We start from the raw sequence: 22,646 nt of genomic DNA, 5'->3' as shown, positions 1-22,646 counted from the left end.
TGGTGGTCGCGTCTGGCTATGGCACGGTGGCGGTGGCGGTGGCGGGGGGTGACGCCACCGTGCCGGCCGTCGTCGTCGCGGTGGCCGTCGGCTCGGTGTCGATGACGGTGGTCGACTCCGAGGTACCGGCCGCCGTCGTCGCGGTGGCTGACGCGGCGGCATCGGTGATGGTCGCTGTGGCGGTGGCGCTCTGTCCGGGTTCGGCGGCGCCGGGAGCCGCGGGCAGCGGCGCGTTCAGGTACTGGCTCGGCGGCGTGGTGTCAGCGGTGGCGGGGATCGTGAGCGCGGGCGCCTGCGACTGGGTTCCGACCAGGCCGGAGACCATCGCCACCACGCACCCGGCGCAGAGGACGCCCACCAGCCAGCCGAGACCGCGCAGACGGCGCCCACGCGCACCGGTCTGGTCCACAAAGACGGGAGCGGGCTCGACCTCCGTGGAGGTACTGGTCATCGACGGCCTCGAGCCTTCCTGCGTCGTGTTACACGTGTTACCTCTGCAGGTTCGGCGATGCCGGAAGCAGCGAGTAGCGCGGAAAGTAATGAATGTGCAAGGAAGGGGAGATTATCCGACCACTCCCGATCGTGTACAAGATTACATATGAAGAATCGGTGAATGTCACGAGGGTCTCGTAGAGTTCCGGTGACGTCGCTTGCCCCCTGCCCGATCGGACCTTCCGTCATGGCCATGACCCGCCGCCGCAGCCGCCTGTCGGTCGCCGCGATCCTGATGGTCACCGTCTCGTTCCTGGTGGACGCCTGCGGTGGCGCGGGAAGCGAGGGCGGCGTCAAGACGGGTGGGGCCGGCGCCCCGGCCGCGCACTTCCAGGTCTCGTCCATGCTCGAGCCGTCCGGCCGCGCGCTGGGCGTCGTCGACGACAAGACGCCCTGGCAGTACGACATCGTCGACGCCTTCGCCGAAGAGGCCGGGCGGACGCCCGACATCCGCGAGTACTACAGCTCCTGGGGCGACGACTTCGACACGGAGGGCAACGCCTTCCTGTGGCAGCGCGGCCAGTTGCCCATGATGGCGCTGGTGCCCTCCGACACCTCGCTCGCACACATCGCCCAGGGCGAGGACGACGCCTACATCCGCCGGCTGGCGGACCAGATCGCCGCCTACGACGGCCCGCTGGCCCTCTCCTTCGCCGGCGAGATGAACGGCCCGTGGAACTCCTGGGGCCCCGGGCACGCCGAGCCCGCCGACTTCGTCGCGGCATGGAAGCATGTACACGACACCTTTGCCGCACAGGGCGTCACCAACGTGATCTGGGTGTGGACTCCGCACGTGGTCGACTCGGGCACGACCGCGAAACTGCGCCCGTACTATCCGGGCGGCGCCTACGTCGACTGGGTCGGCCTCATCGGCTACTACGGGCCGATCGACGGCGCCGCCTTCTCCAGCCTGTTCACCCCCACACTGCGTCAGATCGCGGGCTTCTCCGGCAAGCCGGTGCTGATCGCGGAGACCGGGGTGGCGCAGAGCGACCGCAAGGAGGCGCACATCCGTGACCTGTTCCGGGGCGCCGCGAAAGCCGGCGTCATCGGGCTCGTCTGGTACGACCAGCGCAAGGACTGGCCGGGCGGCAAGCAGTTGATGGACTGGCGGATCAGCACCTCGGTGGGTGCGCGGGCCGCGTTCCAGGTGGAGACGAGCCGGAACGACTTCGGTCATTCGTTCAAGAACGGCTGATCCAGGGCGGGCAGACCGGGCGCAAGCCCGCGAGGGACGACGTTTTTCATGGCGCATCGATGCGGCTGGCGCATGCGGATGCCCGACCAGGGGAGATCACGGAGATGTCGACGGAATCGTCGCCGGGCCAGGGGGCACCGCAGGAGGACCACGGCTGGGCCTTCCGGCCCCGCCGGTCGGTTGCCGGCTCGCAGCCGTACTCGGCGACACCGGCGGACGCGGCCGATCACCCGCAGCCGTACTGGGAGCAGCAGCCGGAGCCGGCGGTCCCGTCGTGGGACGGCACCATGCCGCTGGGGGTCCCCGAGTTCCGCGCCGACGCCCATGAGGCCATGCGCGAGCCGGGTCACCGGACATCCCCGGACACGTGGCGCGACAGCGGGTGGGCGGACCAGGAGTCCGGATACCCGTCGGCGGCGACCGCCGTCCTCGACCGGGAGGCCCTCCGCCACCCCGGGCCCGGCGCCGCGCAGTCGGGGGCCCCTGCGGGCGCGGGCGGTAAACGAGCCCGGAAGACCAGGCGGGTGGGCAGGATCGTGCTCACCCTCGCCGTCCTCGCCGCCGCCGGCGGGGCCGCCGTCGTCATGCTCAAGCAGGAGGAGGCAGCTGCCGTCGCCTCGGAGAAGCTGACGCGGGTGTGGCAGATACCGGCGCCGGCCGCCGACGACGCGCTCATCGGCAGCTGGCTCACCGACAAGCTGCTCGTCCGGGCCAGCAGCCGAGGCGGCCTGCGGGCCTACGACCTCACCGACGGCAAGCAGGTGTGGCGCGCCGCGTCCGCCGGCACCGCCGCCGAGCGCGGCACCGTCCCCTGCGGCATGTCGCCGACGGTCAGCGCCCAGGGCATCGGCACGGTCGCCTTCGGCAAGGACGGCAGCACCTGCACCTGGCTGGCCGGCGTCAAGGCGTCCACCGGCAAGATTCTCTGGTCTCTGCCGCTGACCAGCAAGAAGCACCCCGTGGCGGCGACCGCCACGACCTATCTGCAGGGCAATGTCGCCACCGTCGTCGGCGTGAACTTCCTCGGCGGTGTGGATCTCCGCACCGGCAGCCGCGTATGGGGCTACCAGGCCCGCGGTCACTACTGCAACGCCTACGGCTGGGGCGCCGACGGCGTCGTGATGGTGGACGACTTCTGCCTCGACAAGAAGACCAGGTTCATCCTCACCGCGTTCGACGGCAAGACCGGGAAGGTGATCTGGCGGAAGGCCGAGCGCGCCCACTCGGATGTGACGCACATCCTGTCCGGCTCCCCGCTGGTCGCCGCCGTCCACACGGCGCGCCAGGACGCCGTGCGGGTCTTCGACACCAAGGGGACCGGCCGCAAACTGGCCGTGGGCAACGACGAACTCACGACCGGCAACGAGACCGGCGCCGACCACTCCGCCCGGCTCTACGGCAAGGTCCTGGTCACCCCGGCCACGGCCGCCGGCAGCCCGGTGATCGACGGCTTCGACACCACCACCGGCGCCAAACTCTGGACCCAGCGCTCCGCTGTGCTCGCCGTCCCCGCGTCCGACGCGGACGGCAAGGTGTACGCCATCACCACGTCCGGCTCCCCGCAGCTCATCACCATCGACCCGCGCACCGGTCGCACCACCCCGGTCGCGGGCCTGCCGGTGGGTACCGGCAAGTGGGGCTTCACCTCCGGCACGGTGTACGTCACCTCGGACGGGAGCGTGCTGGAACTCAACGCCCTCGGGTCGCACGGCGGCGTGCGGTTCTACCAGTAGGGGCTCCCGCCGGGCGGCGGGATCACTGTCGGGCGCGGCCGGCCGGTCTCGTACGCACGCTCCTGCGCTACCGCGCCTGGGCGAGGGACACGGTCCGCCCGGCCGGGACCTTCGCCGCGTCCGCTGCCGGCTTTCTGCCGAAGTAGACCCAGGCCAGGGTGGCGAGGACCGAGCCGTTGAGCAGGATGAGCAGCCACAGCAGCTTCGGCAGGAAGCGGACGCGGTCACGGGGCGTGCGGGCGCAGTCGATCAGACCCCACAGCCAGATGGAGCCCGCGAGGGCGATCAGCGCGAGGGACGTCAGGTCCACCAGGTGCAGCATCCGTCTTCTCCTTGCTCGGACTCGGTTCGGACTCGGTTCGGGCGCGGGCTCCGCGGGAGCGGCGCTCACCCCCTCATCGGACGAGCCCCTCCGATCGGTTCACGAAATCCCGGCCGGGTTCGAGAAAGCCCGGACCGGTCCGGGCAGGCACCGATCGATTCACGGGGCGCGCTCAACGGGCCCGGTGCCACGGCAGATCACCACCCGCTCCCTCCGGGTGGCCGACCACGGTGAAGGCGGTGCCCTTCGGCGACCTGAGCGGTGACCGCTGCAACGACGTGCTCGTACGGTTCAGCAGCGGCTCGCCGCGCGCCTACCGTCCCGCGTGCGGGGTGGCGGCGACGCCGTCCACCGCGTACACCTCGCTGGGCACGGGCTGGAACCAGTACGACGTGCTGACCTCGCCCGGGGACGTCAGCGGCGACGGCCGGGCCGACCTCGTCTCCCGCGACACCGCCGGCACCGTCCGGCGCAACGACGGCACCGGCAAGGGCTCCTTCGGCGGCCGTACGAAGGCCGCCACCGGCCGGCAGGGGTACAAGGGCCTGTTCTGACCGGCTCCCACCACCGCCCGACGGGCCCGGAGACATGGTTCGCCCGGGCCCGTCCGCCGTCACGGCCCCGTGGCGCCCCGGCTCGGAACCCGAAGCCGGACGGTCCCTTCGACAGGCGCTTCCTCCCGCATGCCCCCACCTGCACAGACGCCTTGGTCCAACGCTAAAGTTTCGCCGCTGCGGTACGGACGACGAACACGTCGCCGTCCGTTCGCCTCTGGGGAGGGGCGGGGCAGCCATCCATTCATCTGTGGGGGCACTTTGAACACCTCTGCGCGTCGCGGATTCGCGGCGCTCACGACCGTCGCCGCACTCGCGGCCGGTCTCGTCGCCGGGCTCCCGGGCCAGGCGACCGCCGACACCGCCGGCTGGCCGGCCACGGACGGCAGGCTGCTGTACAACGAACTCGGCTCGCTGAGCTACATCAACCCCGACGGGACCAGGAGCTCCCAGTTCTACGAGACCGCGAATCAGGCCGCCTGGTCCGCCGACGGCAGCCAGATCGCCTACGTGAACCCCTATGACGACCGTCTCCGCACGAAGACGTACGCCCAGGAGTCGATATCGGGCGACGACATCCTCATGCCGGCGGGCAGCGGCTGGCATCCGACCGATCCGACGTTCTGGTACGGCGGCGGCGACATCGTCTTCACCGCCGGAAGCCGGCTTCGGGTGGCCGCGGCCAACAGCGCCCGCGCTCCGCAGGCACTGTTCGGCACCGACGTCGACGGCTGCGACTCCAAGGCCAGCGGCGCCGTCAACGGCAAACTGGCCTTCGTCCGCACCGGCACGAGCTGCTCCACCACCGGCACCCCGGCCGTATGGGTCTACAACGGCCCCACCAAGGCGTTCACCAAGGTGGCCGCCAACGCGGACGAACCGAGCATGTCCCCGGACGGGCAGTCGCTGGTCTTCACGCGCAGCGTCGCCGGACACAAGCAGCTCTTCACGGTCAAGGCCGACGGCACCGCGCCGACCCAGGTCACCACGGACCCCGTCGACCACAACCGTCCGGCTTGGTCGCCCAAGGGCGACCGGATCGCGTACGACACCTACTTCACCGGCAGCCCGGACACCGGCTCCAGCGGTTCGCAGATATGGATCCACGACCTCGCCGCGGGCACGGAGACACGGGTGGTGCCCATGACCGACGGCACTGACGTGGCCTGGCAGCCGATCCGCGACAACGCGATCTCCCGGGTCTACGGGGCCGACACCTACGACACCAACATCGCGTCGTCCAAGTGGACCTGGAACACCCTCGGCAAGAGCGTGCCCGGCCTGATGAACGCGAGCTCGGCCGTCCTGATCAGCAAGTCGGACTCCGCTTACGCCACCACCGCGACCTCGCTGGCCGGCAAGAAGCACGGACCGGTGCTGATGACCTCCCGCACGGGCCTGGACTCCTCCGTCCAGACCGAGCTGAAGCGCATGCTGCCCAAGGGCAAGACCGTCTACCTGGTCGGCGGCACCAGCATCCTCAACAGCTCGGTGGCGTCCAAGGTGACCTCGCTCGGGTACGTCGCCAAGCGGCTGTCCGACGTCTCGCGCTACTCCACCTCGGTGGCCGTGGCCAAGACCATCACCAGTGCGCCGAAGTACGTGTTCCTGGCGACCGGCACCGACTACCACAACGCCCTCGCGGCCAGCTCCGCCGCCGGCGCCCTGGGCACCTCGGGCACCGCGGTCGTACTGCTGACCCAGGGCTCGACCATGACCGCGTCCGTGTACGGCTACCTGAACAAGTACAGCCCGAGCACGACGAAGATCATCACGGTGGGGGTCGACGCCGAGTCGGCGCTGGCCAAGGCGTACAACGGCGGCAAGCTGCCGCACTGGCCCGGCAAGTACAGCTACTACCGCTTCGGCGGCAGTCCGGCGCCGGTCTCCGCGAGGCTCGCCGAGTTCTGGTGGTCGTCGCCGTCGAACGCCGCGGTGGCCTCGGTGAACAGCTGGACCGGCGGCGTCTCCGCGTCCTCGGCGATGACCACGTTCGGCCCGCTGCTGTGGACCGACGTCACCTCGCTGACGTACGACACCAAGTGGTACATGATGCGCGCGTCGGCGAGCCTGAACCACGTGGCCGTCTTCGGCGGCAACGGCTCGGTCGACGCGAAGGTGGTCCCGTTGATCGGCAGGGCCATCGGCGTGGACAGCCACTACGTGTACACCCCGTACTACAAGGGTGACGTCCCGCAGAGCCCGGCCTCCCAGCCGTTGTCCGCGAGCACCGCGAGCACCGGCAAGGCCGTTCCGAGCCCGGATCTGGACCCGCTCAAGGTGACAGTCTCGAAGTGACCCCGTGTCCGGGCCGCCGCCGAGGCGACGGCGGCCCGGACCACCGGCGGATCAGCCGGTACGGCCCTGCACATCGCGGGGATGCCGGCCGGTGCGCACGTGCGCGGGCGAGTGCGTCACCGCGGCCGCGATCAGGAGGAACAGGGCCACCAGGGTCGCGGGGACGGCCGCCGCCAGCCAGTACCCGCCGCCGGGGCGGGCGGTCAGCAGCAGGGCCGACGTGGCCGCGGCGGTGGCGACACCCGTGGCGACCAGGGCGGCGAAGGCGGTACGGCCGTTCCGGGAGCGGTCCGCGGCGACCGTGGGCCCGCTCCGGAGCTGGGCCCAGTGGCGGGCCGTCTCCTCGGCCTCGTACCGGCGTCGTACCACCGCGCGGGCCCGCAGGCCCAGGGTGACCGCCGCGCCCGCCGCGGCGGTGAGGGCGGGGATCCACCATCCCTCGGTCACCAGGAACAGGGCGGCGATGGTGCCGGCCGTGCTCCAGGCGCTCACGCAGGCCGCGGCCGCGCTCCGGCGGGAGTGGGGACGGTCGGCGCCCGCGCGCAGATCGGCGAGGGCCGGGACGTACCAGACGCTGCCGGACACCGTCAGCAGTGCGGCACCCAGCGCCAGAACGGGCTGCGCCATGGCTCAGTTCACCGCCTCGGCCGCGGCGATCTCCGGGTGGTGCAGGTCGAAGGCCGGGGACTCGGACCGGATCCGCGGCAGCGAGGCGAAGTTGTGCCGCGGCGGCGGGCAGGAGGTCGCCCACTCCAGCGAACGGCCGTAGCCCCAGGGGTCGTCGACCTCGACCTTCTCGCCGTACTTGGCCGTCTTCCACACGTTGTAGAGGAACGGCAGGACCGACAGGCCCAGCAGGAACGACCCGATCGTGGACAGGGTGTTGAGGGCCGTGAAGCCGTCGGAGGCGAGGTAGTCGGCGTAGCGGCGCGGCATGCCCTCGACGCCCAGCCAGTGCTGGACGAGGAAGGTGAGGTGGAAGCCGACGGTCAGGGTCCAGAAGGTGATCTTGCCGAGGCGCTCGTCGAGCATCCTGCCGGTCATCTTCGGCCACCAGAAGTGGAACCCGGCGAACATCGCGTACACGACCGTGCCGAAGACCGTGTAGTGGAAGTGCGCCACGACGAAGTACGAGTCGGAGACATGGAAGTCCAGCGGCGGCGACGCCAGGATGACACCGGTCAGACCGCCGAAGACGAACGTCACCAGGAAGCCCGTGGTCCACAGCATCGGTGTCTCGAAGGACAGACTGCCCTTCCACATGGTGCCGATCCAGTTGAAGAACTTCACCCCCGTCGGAACCGCGATCAGCATGGTCATGAAGGAGAAGAAGGGCAGCAGAACGCCACCGGTGACATACATGTGGTGCGCCCACACCGTCACCGACAGGCCCGCGATGGCGATGGTGGCGCCGACCAGGCCCATGTAGCCGAACATCGGCTTGCGGGAGAAGACCGGGACCACCTCGGAGACGACGCCGAAGAACGGCAGGGCGAGGACGTACACCTCCGGGTGGCCGAAGAACCAGAACAGGTGCTGCCAGAGCAGCGCGCCGCCGTTCGCCGGGTCGAAGACATGACTGCCGAACTTCCGGTCGCATTCGAGCGCGAACAGTGCCGCCGCCAGCACCGGGAAGATGATCAGGACCAGGACGCCGGTCAGCAGCACGTTCCAGGTGAAGATCGACATGCGGAACATGGTCAGACCCGGGGCGCGCATGCAGATGATGGTGGTGATGAAGTTGACCGCGCCGAGGATGCTGCCGAAGCCCGACAGCGCGACGCCCATGATCCACATGTCGGCGCCGAGCCCCGGTGAGTGGACGGCGTCGGACAGCGGCGCGTACAGGAACCACCCGAAGTCGGCGGCGCCGCCCGGGGTGAGGAAGCCGAAGGCCGCGATCGACGAGCCGAACAGGAACAGCCAGTAGGCCAGCATGTTCAGCCGGGGAAAGGCCACGTCCGGCGCGCCGATCTGCAACGGCATGATCCAGTTGGCGAAGCCGGTGAACAGCGGCATCGCGAACATGAGCAGCATGATCGAACCGTGCATCGTGAACGCCTGGTTGAACTGCTCGTTCGACATGATCTGCAGTCCGGGCCTGGCCAGTTCGGCGCGCATCAGCAGCGCCATGACACCGCCGACGCCGAAGAACACGAACGCCGTGACCAGGTACAGCGTCCCGATCCTCTTGTGGTCGGTGGTCGTCAGCCAGTCCACCCACGACGCGCGGACGGGCCCCTCGGGGGACGTTCCGCCGGACCGCCCGGACACCTCGCCGGCCGCGCGTGCCACGGGGGCCGTGTCCGTCCCGGCGACCGCGTGCGTCCCGTCGGCTGTGCCGGTCCCGTCGGTCGTGTCCGCCGCGGCGACCGCGTCCGTCTCATCGGCCGCGCGTGCCGCGCCGACCGCGTTCGCCGCCTCGGCCCTGCCGGCCGCGGAGACCGCGGTGCGCGGTCCCACCGCCTCCTCCGGGTGCGTCTGTGCCTCGTCCACCGGACGACTCCCTCCCCTTCTCCACATGTCCCGCCCCTGAGGCGTGTCCTGTCCGGCACACGTCCCGCTCAGGGCGTCGGCGGGCCGGGAAGTGCCCGCGCACGGGGGTGGACGCGGTGCCGCCTCCCGGCCGCCGCCTCATGATCGGCTCCGGGGCACGGGGGCCGGATAGGGCCGAACAGCCCCTGGAAAGGCCCTGACCGGAGGGCCCAACGGCCCCTCCGGTCCCGGTGGGCGACGGCCGACGGGCCCGGAGCCGGTTCCCTCGCGCGGGCCTCGCCGACGAGCCCGGACGTCCGCTTCCGCCGCCGTCGGCCCGCCAACTGCCGGGCGGTGGAGCGAAAGTGAGGCGCGCGGGCGGGGGACGGGTGCGCCCCGTCCGGGGGCATGGCCCGGTGTCCGTACGGCCCTGGCGCCCTGGGCCGTTCGGCCCTATCGGCCCCGGGCGGCGAACTGATCTTCTGGCACGGCGGCCGGGTGCCCCCGCCCACGTGACTCCCGTTCCCCCCGTACGGGAAGGGGCTGGAGCACTCGGTACGCGCCAAGAACGGCTTCGGCCGGTACGGACCGCACCGGACGAGTGAAGGCTGCCGAAGAACAGCCGGTCCGCAGGGAGGCTCAGTTGCGGCGCAGCTTCGTCACGTTCTTCATGGTGCTGGCGATCGGCGGCACGATCGGCTCACTCGCTTACCCGGTGTTCTACTCCTACCCCCACCGTTTCGACGCGGTGAAGGCCGCCATCGCCGACCCCGGCCCCGTGGTGAGCACGCCCTGGGGACCGCTGAGCACCGCCGACCGCGACCTCGTGGTGCAGGTGGAGCTGGACGGCCTGTGGGAGACGACCGCGGGCCGGCAGGCGATCGACAGGGCCCCCACGAAGGCCGTCAAGGAGGCGGGCGACCAGCTGGTCGCCGGCCACACCGAGCTCGACAAGCGGGTCCGCACCGTGGCCGGCGACCTCGCCATCGTCCTGCCGACCCAGCCGACCGCCGAGCAGCAGGGCTGGCTCGCGCAGCTGACGGCGGCTCAGGACGGCGAGTACCGGACATTGTTCGCGAATCTGCTGCGCGAGGAGCACGGCAGGATCTTCCAGCAACTCGCCCAGGTGCGCAGCAGCACCCGCAACACGCTGGTACGGGAACTGGCCACGGTCGCCAACCGGACCGAGCTCGGCCACATCTCGGCGCTGGAGAGGACGGGATACGTCGACTTCGACGCCGTCGCGCACGGAGTGACGGCCTCTCCGGCCGCGATCCCGACCGTGCTTCCGGTGCCGTCGTCGCCGTGAGCACCGGCGGCCGGCGCACCGGCGGCCCCGCACGGGCGGGGCGCGCCGGGATCCGGGGGCGAGGAGGGCGGACGGTTCAGCGCGCGAACGAGCAGTTTCCCCACGCGGTGGCCAGGGCGTCGGGAATCGCCGGGATGTCGCCGCAGCCGTGCGGACCCGCGGGGAGGCCGTCGCTCGCGATGTAGACCCAGCCGCCGCCCGAGTCGCGGAAGTACTTGGTGACACTTCCCTCGTCCTGCATGCCCACGAGTTCCGCCTGCGTGGCACCCGCGAACGGCTGGAAACGTGTGGCGGCGTAGCGGACGGTTCCGCACTGACCGTAGAAGAACGTGTGCGGCACCGGCTCAATGTGCTGGAAGTGGGTGACGTCGTGCCGGTACATCCGGGTGACCTCGGCCTTCACCGCGTCACCGGAGGCCAGGTTGCGGCAGCCCGCGACGGCGGTGGCCGCGTGGCCGGCCGGGGTGGCGGTTGCCCGCTCCGGAGAGCCGGTGGCCGAGCCGCGCGACGGGGCGCTCGTGCCGGCGGGACTCGACGCCGGTGAGGCGGCCGGGGCCGGAGTGTCCTTGCGCACGGCCGCCGCGGCCGAGGCGGCCGCGGAGGAAGTGGGGGTGTGCGCGGCGGAGCTCGTGCCCGCCGAGTCCTGGCACCCCGTCAGCAGCATGATCCCGCCCGCCAGCGCCAGCGCCGACGTACGTCTGAGACCCGACATGTCCCATCCTCGTTCTCGACGACTTCGCCCGGCCGGCTGCCGCCGGCCGTCTCGGTCCTCCCGACCGGCGAAGTCATGGTCACGACATGCGTGACCACGGCATACGGCCGTCGCTCGCCCGGCCGCGGATTCTGTCCCCCAGGACACGCACGGGACCGCCCCGAAGTTGCGGGGAGAAGGACGCGGGATGGTCTCGATTCCGCATACGGACCGTTCACTGCGGCGATCACCGCGGCGACCGCCGCGCACCACGGGGAATCTGATCCCCGTGCGTCGCGAAACCTGTCTTTGTCACAGTAGACATCGCGCTTCGGCGTGATTAGGGTTTCTTGTACAGACAGCGTCGGTCCGGAGGAGAACGCTCCCGGTCCGGCGAGTGATCGACACCGAGCCGAGGACGGAGGAAGCAGACGCCATCAGGATCGCGCGGCCCCGGCGCAGTACAGCCGGTACCGCAAAAACCCGGAATGGACGGTGGTTTCCGGTCACGGCATACACGACCCCCGCTCATCCGCCCCTCAGACGGGCCCGGTAGCGGAAACAGAAGGTCGGCTCCGCAGCGGAGCCGGCAGATGGTGTTCAATTTCCTTCGGGGCCCTGGTGCCGTACGGCAGCAGGGCCCCTCGACGCGTGCCATGACGAGGTGAAATGACAGCGGACACTCCACTCAGTGGTCGTCTCGACGACGACGACTATCCCGCGTACACGATGGGCAGGGCAGCCGAGATGCTCGGCACGACGCCCGGATTCCTCCGGGCCATCGGTGACGCCCGGCTGATCACTCCGCTCCGCTCGGAGGGCGGCCACCGCCGCTACTCCCGCTACCAGCTGAGGATCGCCGCCCGCGCGCGGGAACTCGTCGACCGGGGGACCCCGATCGAGGCCGCTTGTCGCATCGTCATCCTCGAGGACCAGCTCGAGGACGCCCAGCGCATCAACGCCGAGTACCGGCGCGCCGCCCAGGCGGAACGGGAGGGATCCAGCGCCGGCTGAACACGACCCGGCGGTGGCCTCCCGGAACGTCCGGCCGGTCGTCGCCCCGCGAACTCCCCGACGCGCCCCGCGCCGGTACGACGTACAGGAAGCGGCCGACCATGATGTACGACCAGACACGCGCCCAACAGCCTCCGGAGGGGCGGCCCGGTTCCGCCGGACGTCGTACGCCCGGCCCGGAACCGCTGCTCGGGGCGGACGAGCGGGCCGACGTCACCCAGCGGCTGAACCACGCGCTCAACACGTTCGCGCACAGCCCGCTGGAAGCCCTGGAAGAGGCCGAGACCGCGTTCGACGAGGTCGCCGCCCAGCTCATGAGCGCCCTCACGGAACGGCGCAGCGAGCTCCACGCGGCCTGGCACGGCCAGGACCCCGAGACCCAGGGCGAGGAACTGCGCCACGCGCTGCGGCAGTACCGCGAGATCGCCCAGCGGCTGCTGCGCATGTGAGCACGCGCGACGGTGCCCCGGGTCTTACGGTGCGGTGACGTGGTGGGCGTGGTGCTGTCGCCGGACACGGCGGCGGTCCTAGCGTGCGTTCCATGCGTGTACTGGTTACCGGCGGGGCCGGGTTCATCGGAGGTCGGATCGTCGCGACCCTGCGTGCGCGAGGCCACGAGGCCGTCGTGTTCGACCTGCGGGACGGCCTCGACGTACGGGACGCCGAGGCCGTCGCGGGGGCGCTGGACGGCGTGGACGCGGTGTGCCACCAGGCCGCGATGGTGGGTCTCGGCACCGGGTTCGGCGACGCCGTCGAGTACGTGTCGCGCAATGACCTCGGCACGGCCGTGCTGCTCACCGGGATGGCGGACGCGGGGGTACGGCGGCTCGTGCTCGCCGGGTCGATGGTCGTGTACGGGGAGGGGCGGTACGCGTGTGAGTGGCACGGGGTGGTCCGGCCGGGGCCGCGTGCCGTCGCCGATCTGGACGTGGGGCGCTTCGAGCCGCTCTGCCCTCGCTGCGGTGAGGAGTTGACGCCGGGCCTGGTGGGTGAGGACGCGCCGGTCGACCCGCGCAATGTGTACGCGACGACCAAGCTGGCCCAGGAGCACCTCGCGGCGGCGTGGGCCCGTTCCACGGGCGGCACCGCGGTGTCGCTGCGCTATCACAACGTCTACGGACCCGGGATGCCCCGCGACACCCCGTACGCGGGCGTCGCCTCCTTCTTCCGTTCCGCGCTCGCCCGCGGTGAGGCCCCGCGCGTCTTCGAGGACGGCGGACAGCGGCGGGACTTCGTCCATGTGCGGGACGTGGCCGCCGCCAACATGGCTGCCCTGGAGGCGGGTTCGCCGCACGGCTCGCTCGCCGTCTACAACACCGGCAGCGGCGAGCCCCGTACGGTCGGCGAGATGGCGCGGGCGCTGTCGGACGCGTACGGGGGCCCCGAGCCGGTCGTGACCGGGGAGTACCGGCTGGGGGACGTACGGCACATCACCGCGGACTCGGCCCGGCTGCGGGCCGATCTGGGCTGGAAGGCGGAGACCGGATTCACCGAGGGGATGCGGGAGTTCGCGACGGCGCCGTTGCGCGGCGACTAGGACCTGTCCGGTCGATCACGGTGGAGGATGCCGACGGTGCCTGGTGAGCGCCGGTGAGCGGGGTGTGGTGCGTGCAGCTGCAAGGCGGAGGAGGGAGGCGACGCGGTGGGGGCACCTCCCGGCCGAAGGCTGGGGGACGTCGTCGACCGACGACAACGCCGCAGATGCACGCACCACACCCCGCGTCTCCGCCGTGATCGACCGGACAGGTCCTAGGCGGCGCATAGAGCTTTCGGCGGCCGGGACGCGGGCCGGAGCCTCGGAAGGCGAACGCCCCGGCCGGAAGGCCCGGAGCCTTGAAGGGGGAACGCCCCGGCCGGAAGGCCGGGGCGTCTCTCACACCCCCGCCATCGGGAGGGTGACCTCGAAACGGCAGCCGCCGGGGACGTTGTGGACGGCGGCCATGCCCCGGTGCGCCTCCACGATGCCGCGGACGATGGCGAGGCCGAGGCCGGCTCCGGCGGGTGGCGTACGGGCGTGGGTCCCGCGCCAGCCGGTGTCGAAGACCCGCGGGATGTCCTCCTCCGGGATGCCTCCGCAGCCATCGGTGACGGACAGGACGACGCCCGCGGCCGAGCGTTCGGCGGCGACCGCGACCGTGCCGTCGGCGGGCGTACGGCGGATCGCGTTGACGAGGAGGTTGCCGAGCACCCGGCTCATCTCCTTGCCGTCCACCTCGACCGGCACCTGCTCGATACGGTTCCCGACCAGGCGCACCCCGTACTCGCGTGCCAGCGGGTCCGCTCCGGCGAGGGCGTCACCGACGAGGTCGTACACGGAGACACGGGAGGGGGAGAGGGCGAGGGCGCCCGCGTGGATCCGGGAGAGTTCGAAGAGGTCTCCGACCATGCCGTTGAGGCGTTCCACCTCCGTACGCATCTGGCGCAGATAGCGGTTCGGGTCCGCCGCCACACCGTCCTCCAGGGCCTCGGACATCGCGCGCAGCCCGGCGAGCGGGGTGCGCAGGTCGTGCGAGATCCAGGCGACGAGTTCGCGGCGCGAGGTCTCGAGCGCCCTTTCGCGGTCGCGGGACTCGGCCAGTTTGCGGCTGGTGTCCGCCAGTTCACGGCTGAGCGCGGAGAGTTCGGCGGTCGTCGGGCCCTCGGGAGCCGCGAAGTCGCCGCCGTCTCCGAAGGAGCGTGCGGCGAGGGTCAGCGCCCTGCTGCCGGCCACGACCCAGCGGCCCAGGAGCAACGCGGTGGCCAGCGAGACGACGGCCGCCATGGTGATGACCGTCGTGACCACGCTCAGGTCGTGCGGGGACAGGAACATCGCCCACGCCACCGCCAGCGTTCCCGCGAGCATGGCGCAGACGGCGACGGCGGCGACGACCGTGAGGGACGCGGTGAGCGAACGGCGCCGCAGGAGCCGGAGCGCGCCCGCGCCGAGCAGGCCCGCCGCGGCGGCGCCCAGGAAGGCGAACAGGGCCATGACCAGTATGTCGTTCACGCGCCGGTCTCCTTCTCGGTCGCGGGATGTTCTCGTCCGGCCGCCCCGGCCGCCCCAGTCGGCCCGGCCATCGCCTCCGTGTCGTCGAAGCGGTAGCCCACGCCCCACACCGTCTGGATCAGGCGGGGCCGCGCGGGATCGTCCTCGACCTTGCCGCGCAGCCTGCGGACGTGGACGGTGACCGTCGACAGGTCACCGAAGTCCCAGCCCCACACCTCGCGCATCAGGTCCTCGCGGGCGTACGCGCGGCCGGGGTGCTTCAGGAAGAACGCCAGGAGATCGAACTCGCGCAGGGTGAGGGCGAGTTCGGTGCCGTTCTTGGTGGCGCGGCGGGCCGACGGATCGACGGCGAGACCGGCGGCGTGCAGCGGGCGCGCGGCGGGCGCCGGCCGGGTCCTGCGGAGCACGGACTCGACCCGCAGGACCAGTTCCCGCGGGCTGAACGGCTTGGTCACGTAGTCGTCGGCGCCGACCTCCAGGCCGAGGATCCGGTCGTCCTCGTCGCCGCGCGCGGTGAGCATGATGACCGGAACGGGCCCCTGGGCGCGCAGCCGGCGGCACACCTCCAGGCCGTCGATGCCCGGCAGCATCAGGTCGAGCACCACCAGATCGGGCCGGTGCGCGGCGGCACGGGCGAGCGCGACGGCACCGTCCGCCGCCCGGTCCACGAGATACCCGGCGCGTTCGAGGTACCCGGAGACGACCTCGGCCACGGTCGGATCGTCGTCCACGACGAGCACACGGGTGGCCGCCGCGGAGACCGGAACGGACGCCGGAGCAGAGTCCGGCGCGGAGGCTGGAGGGGAGTCCGACGCGGACGCCGGAAGGGGATGCGGGGCGGGTTCCGGGGAAGGAAGCGCGCCGGGGCCCGGATGCGGGTCCGAAGCCGTCCCCGGGCCCCCGTTCACGCTCGGGGCAGGTCCGGCACCTGGGGATTCGTGCGCTCGATGCATGGATCCAGCGTCGCACCCGGCCGGGTCCGGCGTGGCTCGTCGGCGCCGACGTCCGAGTTTCGTAAGGACATGAAGTCCGGTATATCCCTTTCGCGTTCGTAAGGTGAAGGCCGTGACGACCTTTCCCGTACCGGACCCGGACGTCGACGTGGTCCTTCCCTGTCTGAACGAGGCCGGCGCCCTGCCCTGGGTGCTCTCCCGGATCCCGCCCGGCTGGCGCGCGCTGGTCGTGGACAACGGCTCCACGGACGGCTCCGCGGAGCTGGCCCGCGCGCTGGGCGCCACCGTCGTGCGCGAGGAGCGCCGGGGGTTCGGTGCCGCCTGCCACGCCGGGCTGACCGCCGCGACCGCCGACATCGTCTGCTTCTGCGACTGCGACGGTTCCCTCGACCCGGCCCTGCTCCTGCCGTTCGTCGCCGAGGTACGGGCCGCGGAGTCCGACCTCGTGCTCGGCCGGCGCCGGCCCCAGGAGCGCGGCGCCTGGCCCGCGCACGCCCGTGCGGGCAACATCGCACTGGCCCGGATGCTGCGGCGCCGCACCGGCCTGCGCCTGCACGACCTCGGGCCGCTGCGCGCGGCCCGCCGCGAGGCGCTGCTCGGCCTCGGGCTCACCGACCGGCGCAGCGGCTACCCGCTCCAGATGGTCGTCCGCGCCGCCGACGCCGGCTGGCGCGTCGCCGAGCACGACGTGCCGTATCTGGCGCGCACCGGCGTCTCCAAGGTCACCGGCACCTGGCGCGGCACCTGGCACGCGGTACGGGACATGCGCCGCGTCCTGGCCGAACCGCCCCCGCCCGCCCGGGCGCACGACCGGGTCCCGTCCTCCGGCGGGACCCGGACCGAACACCGGACCGAGGACCGGACCGGAATCCCGGCCGGAGTTCCGGCCGGAGCCCAGGTCACGGCGCCGCCTTCGGCGTCCGCTCCCGCACCGTCCCGAGGAGGAACCGTCCAGTGAGCGTCACCCTGCTCGTCATCGCCAAGGAACCGCGTCCCGGACGGGTGAAGACCCGGCTCACCCCGCCCTTCACCCCCGGGGAAGCGGCCGCGCTGGCCGAGGCGGCCCTCGTGGACACCCTGCGAGCGGTGGCGGCGACGCCCGCGCGGCGCCGGGTCCTCGTGCTCGACGGGGAGCCCGGCCCCTGGCTTCCGGCGGGCTTCGACGTCGTACGACAGTGCGCGGGCGGTCTGGACGAGCGGCTGGCCGCGGCGTTCGCGGGCTGCGACGGGCCCGCGCTGCTCATCGGCATGGACACGCCCCAGGTGACCCCCGCTCTCCTCACCGTGGACTTCGCGGACTGCGACGCGTACTTCGGGCCGGCCGACGACGGCGGCTTCTGGGCGCTGGGTCTCGCCGAACCCTGCCCGGAGCTCCTGCGGGGCGTACCGATGTCGACCAGCACGACGGGGGCCGCGCAACGGTCACGTCTCGTCGGAGCCGGGCTGCGGGTGCGGGATCTGCCCCGTCTGCGGGACGTCGACACGGCCGCGGACGCGACGGCGGTCGCGGCGGCCGCGCCCGCGGGGGTCTTCGCGGCGGAGCTGGGCAGGCTCACGAAGGCGACCGCTCCGGTCCCGGGGCAGGTTCCCGGACGGACCGCGGGCCTGACCCCGGAGCAGCCCGCGGGGCCGGCGACCGTACGGAACGAGGGGGTCGTCGCCGGGCTCAACGCCGTGCGGGCCGCCGGAACAGGCACCGGCGGCCGGGACACCGGCCCCGTCTCCGGGCGACGGGGGACCGGGCGATGAGCGGCGCGGGGAGAACAGCCGCTCGGGGTGCCGGCACCGCACGGAGCTCCGTACCCGTCCCGGGTACCGGGAGCGGCACCGGGACGGGAGCCCGGACGGGCGTGCGGGTCGAGACAGGGACCGCGGCGGGGACGGGAACCCGGACCGGGAACGGAAGCGGGAACGGAAGCGGCGGGGGACCCGGGACAGGGGCCCTGTCCGGGCGGGCCGCGCGCTCATGGGCCGCCGATCCCTACGCGGAGGCGCTGGGCGCCGGCCGGGGACCGCTGTTCCTGCGGCGGACGGACGGCTGGCTCCTTCCCCTGGAGGTGGAGCGCTGGTGCGCTCGCGCCGACGCGGTGGACCTCCAGGTACTCGCGTACTGCGAGGGCGCCGTGCTCGACGTGGGATGCGGTCCGGGACGTCTGGTCGCGGAACTCGCGGCACGCGGAAGGCCCTCGCTCGGCATCGACGTCAGCGAGGCCGCCGTGGCCCGCACGGTACGACTCGGCGGCCGGGCGCTGCACCGGTCGGTCTTCGAGCCGTTGCCCTCGGAGGGCCGCTGGGGCACCGTCCTCCTCGTCGACGGCAACATCGGCATCGGCGGCGACCCGGCCGCCCTCCTGCGCCGTACGGCCGAACTCCTCGCCCCGGGCGGCCTGCTGATCGCCGAGACCGTGGCGGGCGCGGACATCGACGAACGCGTCGACGTCCGCATCGTCCGCGCCGCTCACCTCGACGACGCCGACTACCCCGACAGCACCGACAGCACCGACAGCACCGACACCAGTGCGGCCAGGAGCGGGAACGCGGGTGGGGCCGGCGACCGGGCCGCCTTCCCGTGGGCCCGGGTCGGCACCCCGGCCCTGCTCCGGCACGCGGCGCGTGCCGGATGGCGGGCCGACGCTCAGTGGGCGGCGGGCGGACGGTCCTTCGTGGCCCTGCGCAGCGGGCCGCGGCGGGAGGCCCGCAGGGACCGCAGGGCGAGCAGCAGCGCGGACCCGGCGAACAGCGCCGCCGTGATCAGCAGCCAGCGGGCCGTGAACCCGTCGGCCGGCAGGGCGGTCGCCGACCGGTAGCGGTCGTCGACCTGTCCGCTGATGAGCGGGAACCACACCAGCAGCAGGAGACCGGAGAGAGCCGCCGGAACACGGACGTACATCGTCAGGCCCCGGTGGCCCCTCGCGTCCAGCGTCTTCGAGACGGCCCGGTCCGCGACGGCGTACAACGGCACGAGCACCAGGTCGTGCAGCACCGCCGCGCCCACGAACCAGAGGGCCACCCGGGACCAGTCGCCCGCGAGGAGCCGCACCCCGGCGTAGCCCGCCAACGCGAACGAGCAAGCGAACAGCAGCAGTTGGAAGGGGCTGCCGATCAGGTCACGGCCGGGACGCCGACGCGCCGCCGCGAGCAGCGCCTCGAACCGCCGGCGCGGCACCAGTCGTCGCGGCGCGGGCCGTCGCGGTTCCGGGCTTCCCGGTTCAGTGCTTCCGCGTTCAGAACGTCCGGGTTCCGGGTTTCCGGATTCAGAAGGTCCGGGTTCAGGGCTTCCGGGTTCAGGGCTTCGCATCACAGGTCTCCGAACGTCATCCGGGCCACCCACTTGGTGTTCAGCACGCCGGGCGCGGCCGGAACGATGACCCGCGCCGGGTAGCCGTGATCGGGGGTCAGGTCCTCGCCGTTGACGAACAGCGCGAGCAGGGAAAGCGGATCACGCACCTGGTTGTCCCGCAGGGCGGCCACCCGGAACGCTCCGTGCCGCTGGAGCGACTCCACGAGCACATCGGGGGCCGCGTCCGCCTCGTAGCCGACGAGCGCCGCCAGGTCCCGCAGCCGCACACCCCGCCACCACTGGTCGGACGTCGACCAGCCCTCCACGCAGGCGATGGGCAGCGCGGCACTGTGCAGGGGGAGCCGCCGGAGGTCGGCGCGGCTCAGCCGGACCGTCCGGCCCTTCCCCGTGACGACCAGGCGCCAGGCCTCCTCACTGGTCTCGGCGGCGGTGACACCGCGGGACGCGGCGGTCTTGTTGATCTGGAAGCCGCCCGGTCCCGAGCCCGGTTCGGCGCCGCCGTGCGGGGCCAGCAGCGCCGTGTCGCGCAGCGGCCCGTCGAAGCCGTGGCCCGCCGTGGTGGCGGTCAGCAGCAGGGCTCCGCCTCCGACGAAACCGAGGGCCCCGCGCCGCGAGACCGTGGGCGGCAGCGGGTCCGGTGACACCAACTCGTCCTCGGGACGCGCCGGCTCACCTGAGCCGGGCGACGAGCCCGGCGGCTCGGGCAGCGGGCCGCCGGGCGTGCGCATGCGGCGCAGATTGCGCAGAGCCGTCGGCACCCGCAGGACCGCGTGCGCGACGAACGCCGCGATGAACACCCAGGCCCCGTAGAAGTGCAGGGTGTAGAAGGAGCCGGGGAAGACGTAGTCGAGCTGGATGTTGAGCACGCCGGTGGTGAACTCGAAGAGCGCGCCGCCGACCAGAAGGAGCAGCGAGAGCCGTTCCAGGGCGTGCGCGAGCGAGCGGGCCGGGGGCAGCGCGAACAGTCTCGGCACGACCGACCACAGCTTCGCCAGCAGGACGGGGATCAGCGCGATGCCGAGCGTGACGTGGACGCCCTGGGTGAGGCGGTAGAGCCAGACGGGGCCGGTCGGCCAGGAGAAGAGGTAGAACCCGAGGATCCCCTTGTCGGGGGTCTTGTCGTTCACCGGCGAGAGGTTCGGGTTGTAGGCCGCGTACGACAGGAGTCCGGTCACGAACAGCACCGTGATCCCGACGAGCAGCACCACACCCAGCACGGAGGTGAACCAGGGGCCGCGCAGCGGGCTGCGCCAGAACGCGGGGGACGAGGGAGACCGTGGCATGCCCCGACCGTAGGCCTGGGGCACCCCCCGAACGGGTTCTCAAACCATGACGAAACTCTGACGTCCACCTCAGTGGCCCCTGCCACCGGGGCCTCCCGGCCTAGCGTGCGAGGGTGAACCGCGACCTCCCCCGCGATCTGTCCCGCGCCCGCCCCGAAGACCCTTCCGGGATTCTTCCCACGGCCCCTCCCCGGGCCGTTCCCCGACGCCTGTCACCGGCTCTGTCCCGGGCCCGGGACAGAGTCCGGGACCCCAGGCTCTCCCGGACGCTGCTGAGCGACCGGCCCCGGGCCGTCCTGAGCGATCTGGCCGCCGCCCTGGCCGCCGCCCTGCTCGTGCTGACAGCTGCCGTCGTCGGCTACGTCATCGAGCACCGCGACGGCACGCTGTTCGTCAGCGCCGCGCCGTTGTACGGGCACTGGGGACCGCATGCCGGACCCGGCACCGCGGCCTCGGTCGCCGTGGCCGTCGCGGTCGTGGCGTACGGTCCTCTCCTCGCCGCCCGGCTGCCCTGGCGGAAGCTGCTCGCGGCCGTGTGGGGCACGACGACGGTGTGGACGTTCTCCCTCGCGCTGATCGACGGCTGGGAGCGGGGCGTGGCCCGCCGCCTCACCACGCGGTACGAATATCTCCAGGTCATCTCCCCGGTGAACCGCTTCCACGACATCCCGGCCGCCCTGCGGGACTTCACCCACCACATCCTGTTGCACTCCCCCGACCACTGGCCCGCGCACATCGCCGGGCATCCGCCGGCCGCCACCCTCACCTTCGTCCTCCTCGACCGCGTCGGGCTGGGCGGCGGGGCCTGGGCGGGCGTCTGGTGCATCACCGTCGGCGCCACGGCCGGGGTCGCGGTGCTCGTCACCGTGCGCGCCCTGGCCGGGGAGGCGCTCGCGCGACGCGCCGCGCCCTTCCTCGTCCTCGCCCCGGCAGCCGTGTGGATGGGCACATCGGCGGACGGGTACTTCGCGGCCGTCGCGGCCTGGGCCCTCGCCCTGCTGGCCCTCGCGGTCACGGGGCGCCGGCCGCGGACGACCGGCCTCGCCTCCGGTCTCCTCCTCGGCCTCACCGCGTATCTCTCGTACGGCCTGACCCTGATCGCCGTGATCGCCGGCGCCGTTCTGCTGCTCGGGCGCCGGTCCCGGCTCCGCCCGCTGCCGTACGTCCTGGCCGGACTCACCGTCGTACCGCTGGTGTTCACGCTGCTCGGCTTCAACTGGTGGGAGGCCTACCGCCTGTTGGTCACCCGCTACTACGAAGGGGCGGGCGGCGTCCGGCCGTACGGCTACTGGGTCTGGGCGAATCTCGCCTGCACGGTGCTCATCACGGGACCGGCGACCGCGGCGGGACTGCGCAGGGCCGGTGCGGCGGCCCTGCGCATCGGGGCGGGCCTCGTCCCCCGCGGCCGCACCGCACGGGAACACCTCCCCGGCACGGCGTGGGAACACCTCCCCGGCACGGCGCCGGGCGCGGAGCCGGGGTCCGGCGTGGCCGGTACGGGCGTTCGCCCCGCCCTCCGTCCCGCCCCGCTTCACCCCGCCCCGGGCACCGCCCCGCGGCTCGCCGTCCTCGTCATCGGGGCGCTGCTGGCCCTGCTCGTCGCCGACCTCTCCGGCATGAGCAAGGCGGAGACCGAACGCATCTGGCTGCCGTTCGCGCTGTGGATGCTGGCGGCGGGCGCGTTCCTCCCCCGCCCCCGTGCCTGGCTCGTCGCCCAGGCCACGTCGGCCCTGCTCCTCAACCACCTTCTGCTGACGGGCTGGTGACCGCCGGCTGGGCGAGGACCGCTCCGAGGACCAGGCCGACGGCGATGGCGATGACGATCGTCACGAGTTTCAGCAGCGTGAACCGGACGATACCGAGCGGGCCACCGCAGCGCAGTGCCGCCCACCCGCACGGGTCACCCGCCGCGCGGTGCCGCTCACCCGGACGGGCCGCCGTCGCGCGGTGCCGCTCACCCGGACGGGTCACCCGCCGCGCGGTGCCTGTCACCCGCACGGAGGCTGGTCCCATCGCTTCGACACGGGAACAAGGAGG

20 protein-coding genes and 1 pseudogene are annotated in these 22,646 nt (G+C 72.6%); 12 read left to right on the top strand and 9 right to left on the bottom strand.

Going from position 1 to position 22,646, the window contains the following annotated elements; translation table 11 throughout:
* Positions 1-16 precede the first annotated feature (16 nt).
* Entirely contained in the window at positions 17-451 is a 435-nt protein-coding gene (locus OG485_RS23030; RefSeq protein WP_328670471.1) for a hypothetical protein, read from the bottom strand.
* A gap of 234 nt (positions 452-685) precedes the next feature.
* Here OG485_RS23030 and OG485_RS23025 point away from each other — a divergent pair, with 234 nt between their 5' ends.
* Positions 686-1,690, top strand: a complete 1,005-nt coding sequence (locus OG485_RS23025) for a glycoside hydrolase family 26 protein (protein ID WP_328670470.1) — start codon at positions 686-688, stop codon at positions 1,688-1,690.
* A gap of 104 nt (positions 1,691-1,794) precedes the next feature.
* Positions 1,795-3,423, top strand: a complete 1,629-nt coding sequence (locus tag OG485_RS23020; RefSeq protein ID WP_328670469.1) for an outer membrane protein assembly factor BamB family protein — start codon at positions 1,795-1,797, stop codon at positions 3,421-3,423.
* 67 nt (positions 3,424-3,490) lie between these two features.
* Here the strand turns inward: OG485_RS23020 and OG485_RS23015 are convergent, their stop codons facing one another.
* Positions 3,491-3,745: a PLDc N-terminal domain-containing protein gene (locus OG485_RS23015; protein WP_328670468.1), complete on the bottom strand. Its 255-nt coding sequence runs from the start codon at positions 3,743-3,745 to the stop codon at positions 3,491-3,493.
* A gap of 239 nt (positions 3,746-3,984) precedes the next feature.
* Between OG485_RS23015 and OG485_RS23010 the strand changes: the two genes are divergently transcribed.
* Both OG485_RS23010 and OG485_RS23005 read left to right on the top strand, forming a co-directional pair.
* Positions 3,985-4,299, top strand: a complete 315-nt coding sequence (locus OG485_RS23010) for a hypothetical protein (protein WP_328670467.1) — start codon at positions 3,985-3,987, stop codon at positions 4,297-4,299.
* A 261-nt stretch (positions 4,300-4,560) separates the two neighbouring features.
* The gene (locus tag OG485_RS23005; protein WP_328670466.1) at positions 4,561-6,597 is read left to right on the top strand and encodes a cell wall-binding repeat-containing protein; all 2,037 of its coding nucleotides are present in this window, start codon (positions 4,561-4,563) and stop codon (positions 6,595-6,597) included.
* A gap of 51 nt (positions 6,598-6,648) precedes the next feature.
* Here OG485_RS23005 and OG485_RS23000 read toward each other — a convergent pair whose 3' ends face one another.
* Positions 6,649-7,224, bottom strand: a complete 576-nt coding sequence (locus OG485_RS23000; RefSeq protein WP_328670465.1) for a hypothetical protein — start codon at positions 7,222-7,224, stop codon at positions 6,649-6,651.
* A 3-nt stretch (positions 7,225-7,227) separates the two neighbouring features.
* Positions 7,228-8,871 carry an aa3-type cytochrome oxidase subunit I gene (gene ctaD, locus OG485_RS22995; RefSeq protein ID WP_328674601.1) on the bottom strand — a complete coding sequence of 548 codons (1,644 nt, stop codon included), beginning with the start codon at positions 8,869-8,871 and terminating at the stop codon, positions 7,228-7,230.
* Between the two features lie 844 nt (positions 8,872-9,715).
* Between ctaD and OG485_RS22990 the strand changes: the two genes are divergently transcribed.
* A complete protein-coding gene (locus OG485_RS22990) occupies positions 9,716-10,381 on the top strand; it encodes a DUF4142 domain-containing protein (RefSeq protein ID WP_328670464.1) in 666 nt (221 codons plus the stop codon).
* Positions 10,382-10,457: 76 nt separating this feature from the next.
* Here OG485_RS22990 and OG485_RS22985 read toward each other — a convergent pair whose 3' ends face one another.
* Positions 10,458-11,093 (bottom strand): hypothetical protein, encoded by a 636-nt coding sequence (locus tag OG485_RS22985; RefSeq protein WP_328670463.1) that lies wholly within the window; start codon positions 11,091-11,093, stop codon positions 10,458-10,460.
* Positions 11,094-11,741: 648 nt separating this feature from the next.
* Here OG485_RS22985 and OG485_RS22980 point away from each other — a divergent pair.
* From OG485_RS22980 to OG485_RS22970, 3 genes are all read left to right on the top strand, one after another.
* A complete protein-coding gene (locus tag OG485_RS22980; protein ID WP_328670462.1) occupies positions 11,742-12,086 on the top strand; it encodes a MerR family transcriptional regulator in 345 nt (114 codons plus the stop codon).
* A gap of 101 nt (positions 12,087-12,187) precedes the next feature.
* The gene (locus tag OG485_RS22975) at positions 12,188-12,535 is read left to right on the top strand and encodes a hypothetical protein (protein WP_328670461.1); all 348 of its coding nucleotides are present in this window, start codon (positions 12,188-12,190) and stop codon (positions 12,533-12,535) included.
* A gap of 92 nt (positions 12,536-12,627) precedes the next feature.
* Positions 12,628-13,623, top strand: a complete 996-nt coding sequence (locus OG485_RS22970; RefSeq protein ID WP_328670460.1) for an NAD-dependent epimerase/dehydratase family protein — start codon at positions 12,628-12,630, stop codon at positions 13,621-13,623.
* Positions 13,624-13,959: 336 nt separating this feature from the next.
* Here the strand turns inward: OG485_RS22970 and OG485_RS22965 are convergent, their stop codons facing one another.
* Both OG485_RS22965 and OG485_RS22960 read right to left on the bottom strand, forming a co-directional pair.
* A complete protein-coding gene (locus tag OG485_RS22965) occupies positions 13,960-15,054 on the bottom strand; it encodes a sensor histidine kinase (RefSeq protein ID WP_392973323.1) in 1,095 nt (364 codons plus the stop codon).
* Positions 15,055-15,068: 14 nt separating this feature from the next.
* On the bottom strand, positions 15,069-15,812 hold the full coding sequence (locus OG485_RS22960; RefSeq protein ID WP_328670459.1) for a response regulator transcription factor: 744 nt from the start codon (positions 15,810-15,812) through the stop codon (positions 15,069-15,071).
* Positions 15,813-16,128: 316 nt separating this feature from the next.
* Between OG485_RS22960 and OG485_RS22955 the strand changes: the two genes are divergently transcribed.
* The 3 genes and pseudogenes from OG485_RS22955 to OG485_RS22945 all read left to right on the top strand — a co-directional run bounded on the left by OG485_RS22955 (position 16,129) and on the right by OG485_RS22945 (position 18,832).
* Positions 16,129-16,983, top strand: a complete 855-nt coding sequence (locus tag OG485_RS22955) for a glycosyltransferase family 2 protein (protein ID WP_328670458.1) — start codon at positions 16,129-16,131, stop codon at positions 16,981-16,983.
* Positions 16,980-17,588: pseudogene (locus OG485_RS22950) on the top strand (TIGR04282 family arsenosugar biosynthesis glycosyltransferase); the annotation flags it as partial. The gene OG485_RS22955 and the pseudogene OG485_RS22950, both read left to right, overlap by 4 nt.
* Positions 17,589-17,875: 287 nt before the next feature.
* Entirely contained in the window at positions 17,876-18,832 is a 957-nt protein-coding gene (locus OG485_RS22945) for a class I SAM-dependent methyltransferase (protein WP_443048744.1), read from the top strand.
* 490 nt (positions 18,833-19,322) lie between these two features.
* On the opposite strand, the gene OG485_RS22935 is transcribed toward OG485_RS22945, so the two are convergent.
* On the bottom strand, positions 19,323-20,609 hold the full coding sequence (locus tag OG485_RS22935; protein ID WP_328670457.1) for a molybdopterin-dependent oxidoreductase: 1,287 nt from the start codon (positions 20,607-20,609) through the stop codon (positions 19,323-19,325).
* Between the two features lie 269 nt (positions 20,610-20,878).
* On the opposite strand from OG485_RS22935, the gene OG485_RS22930 reads away from it, so the two are divergent.
* On the top strand, positions 20,879-22,375 hold the full coding sequence (locus OG485_RS22930) for a hypothetical protein (RefSeq protein WP_328674599.1): 1,497 nt from the start codon (positions 20,879-20,881) through the stop codon (positions 22,373-22,375).
* Here OG485_RS22930 and OG485_RS22925 read toward each other — a convergent pair.
* Complete coding sequence (locus tag OG485_RS22925; RefSeq protein ID WP_328670456.1) at positions 22,347-22,601, bottom strand: hypothetical protein; 255 nt, start codon at positions 22,599-22,601, stop codon at positions 22,347-22,349. The genes OG485_RS22930 and OG485_RS22925 overlap by 29 nt on opposite strands.
* Between the last annotated feature and the right edge of the window lie 45 nt (positions 22,602-22,646).

Origin of the sequence: Streptomyces sp. NBC_00328 (assembly GCF_036139655.1) — a bacterium.
In the GTDB taxonomy this organism is placed as follows: Bacteria; Actinomycetota; Actinomycetes; order Streptomycetales; family Streptomycetaceae; genus Streptomyces.
Note: the sequence above shows the minus strand (reverse complement) of the source record. Positions and strands in the feature narration are given on the sequence as shown.

Bases quoted from the DNA above. Each gene is read 5' to 3' on its own strand.
- OG485_RS23015 (WP_328670468.1), bottom strand. From the start codon at position 3,745: ATGCTGCACCTGGTGGACCTGACGTCCCTCGCGCTGATCGCCCTCGCG.
- OG485_RS22975 (WP_328670461.1), top strand. From the start codon at position 12,188: ATGATGTACGACCAGACACGCGCCCAACAGCCTCCGGAGGGGCGGCCC.
- OG485_RS23025 (WP_328670470.1), top strand. From the start codon at position 686: ATGACCCGCCGCCGCAGCCGCCTGTCGGTCGCCGCGATCCTGATGGTC.
- OG485_RS22935 (WP_328670457.1), bottom strand. From the start codon at position 20,609: ATGCCACGGTCTCCCTCGTCCCCCGCGTTCTGGCGCAGCCCGCTGCGC.
- OG485_RS22970 (WP_328670460.1), top strand. From the start codon at position 12,628: ATGCGTGTACTGGTTACCGGCGGGGCCGGGTTCATCGGAGGTCGGATC.
- OG485_RS23000 (WP_328670465.1), bottom strand. From the start codon at position 7,224: ATGGCGCAGCCCGTTCTGGCGCTGGGTGCCGCACTGCTGACGGTGTCC.
- OG485_RS23020 (WP_328670469.1), top strand. From the start codon at position 1,795: ATGTCGACGGAATCGTCGCCGGGCCAGGGGGCACCGCAGGAGGACCAC.
- OG485_RS22965 (WP_392973323.1), bottom strand. From the start codon at position 15,054: ATGGCCCTGTTCGCCTTCCTGGGCGCCGCCGCGGCGGGCCTGCTCGGC.
- OG485_RS22980 (WP_328670462.1), top strand. From the start codon at position 11,742: ATGACAGCGGACACTCCACTCAGTGGTCGTCTCGACGACGACGACTAT.
- OG485_RS23030 (WP_328670471.1), bottom strand. From the start codon at position 451: ATGACCAGTACCTCCACGGAGGTCGAGCCCGCTCCCGTCTTTGTGGAC.
- OG485_RS22985 (WP_328670463.1), bottom strand. From the start codon at position 11,093: ATGTCGGGTCTCAGACGTACGTCGGCGCTGGCGCTGGCGGGCGGGATC.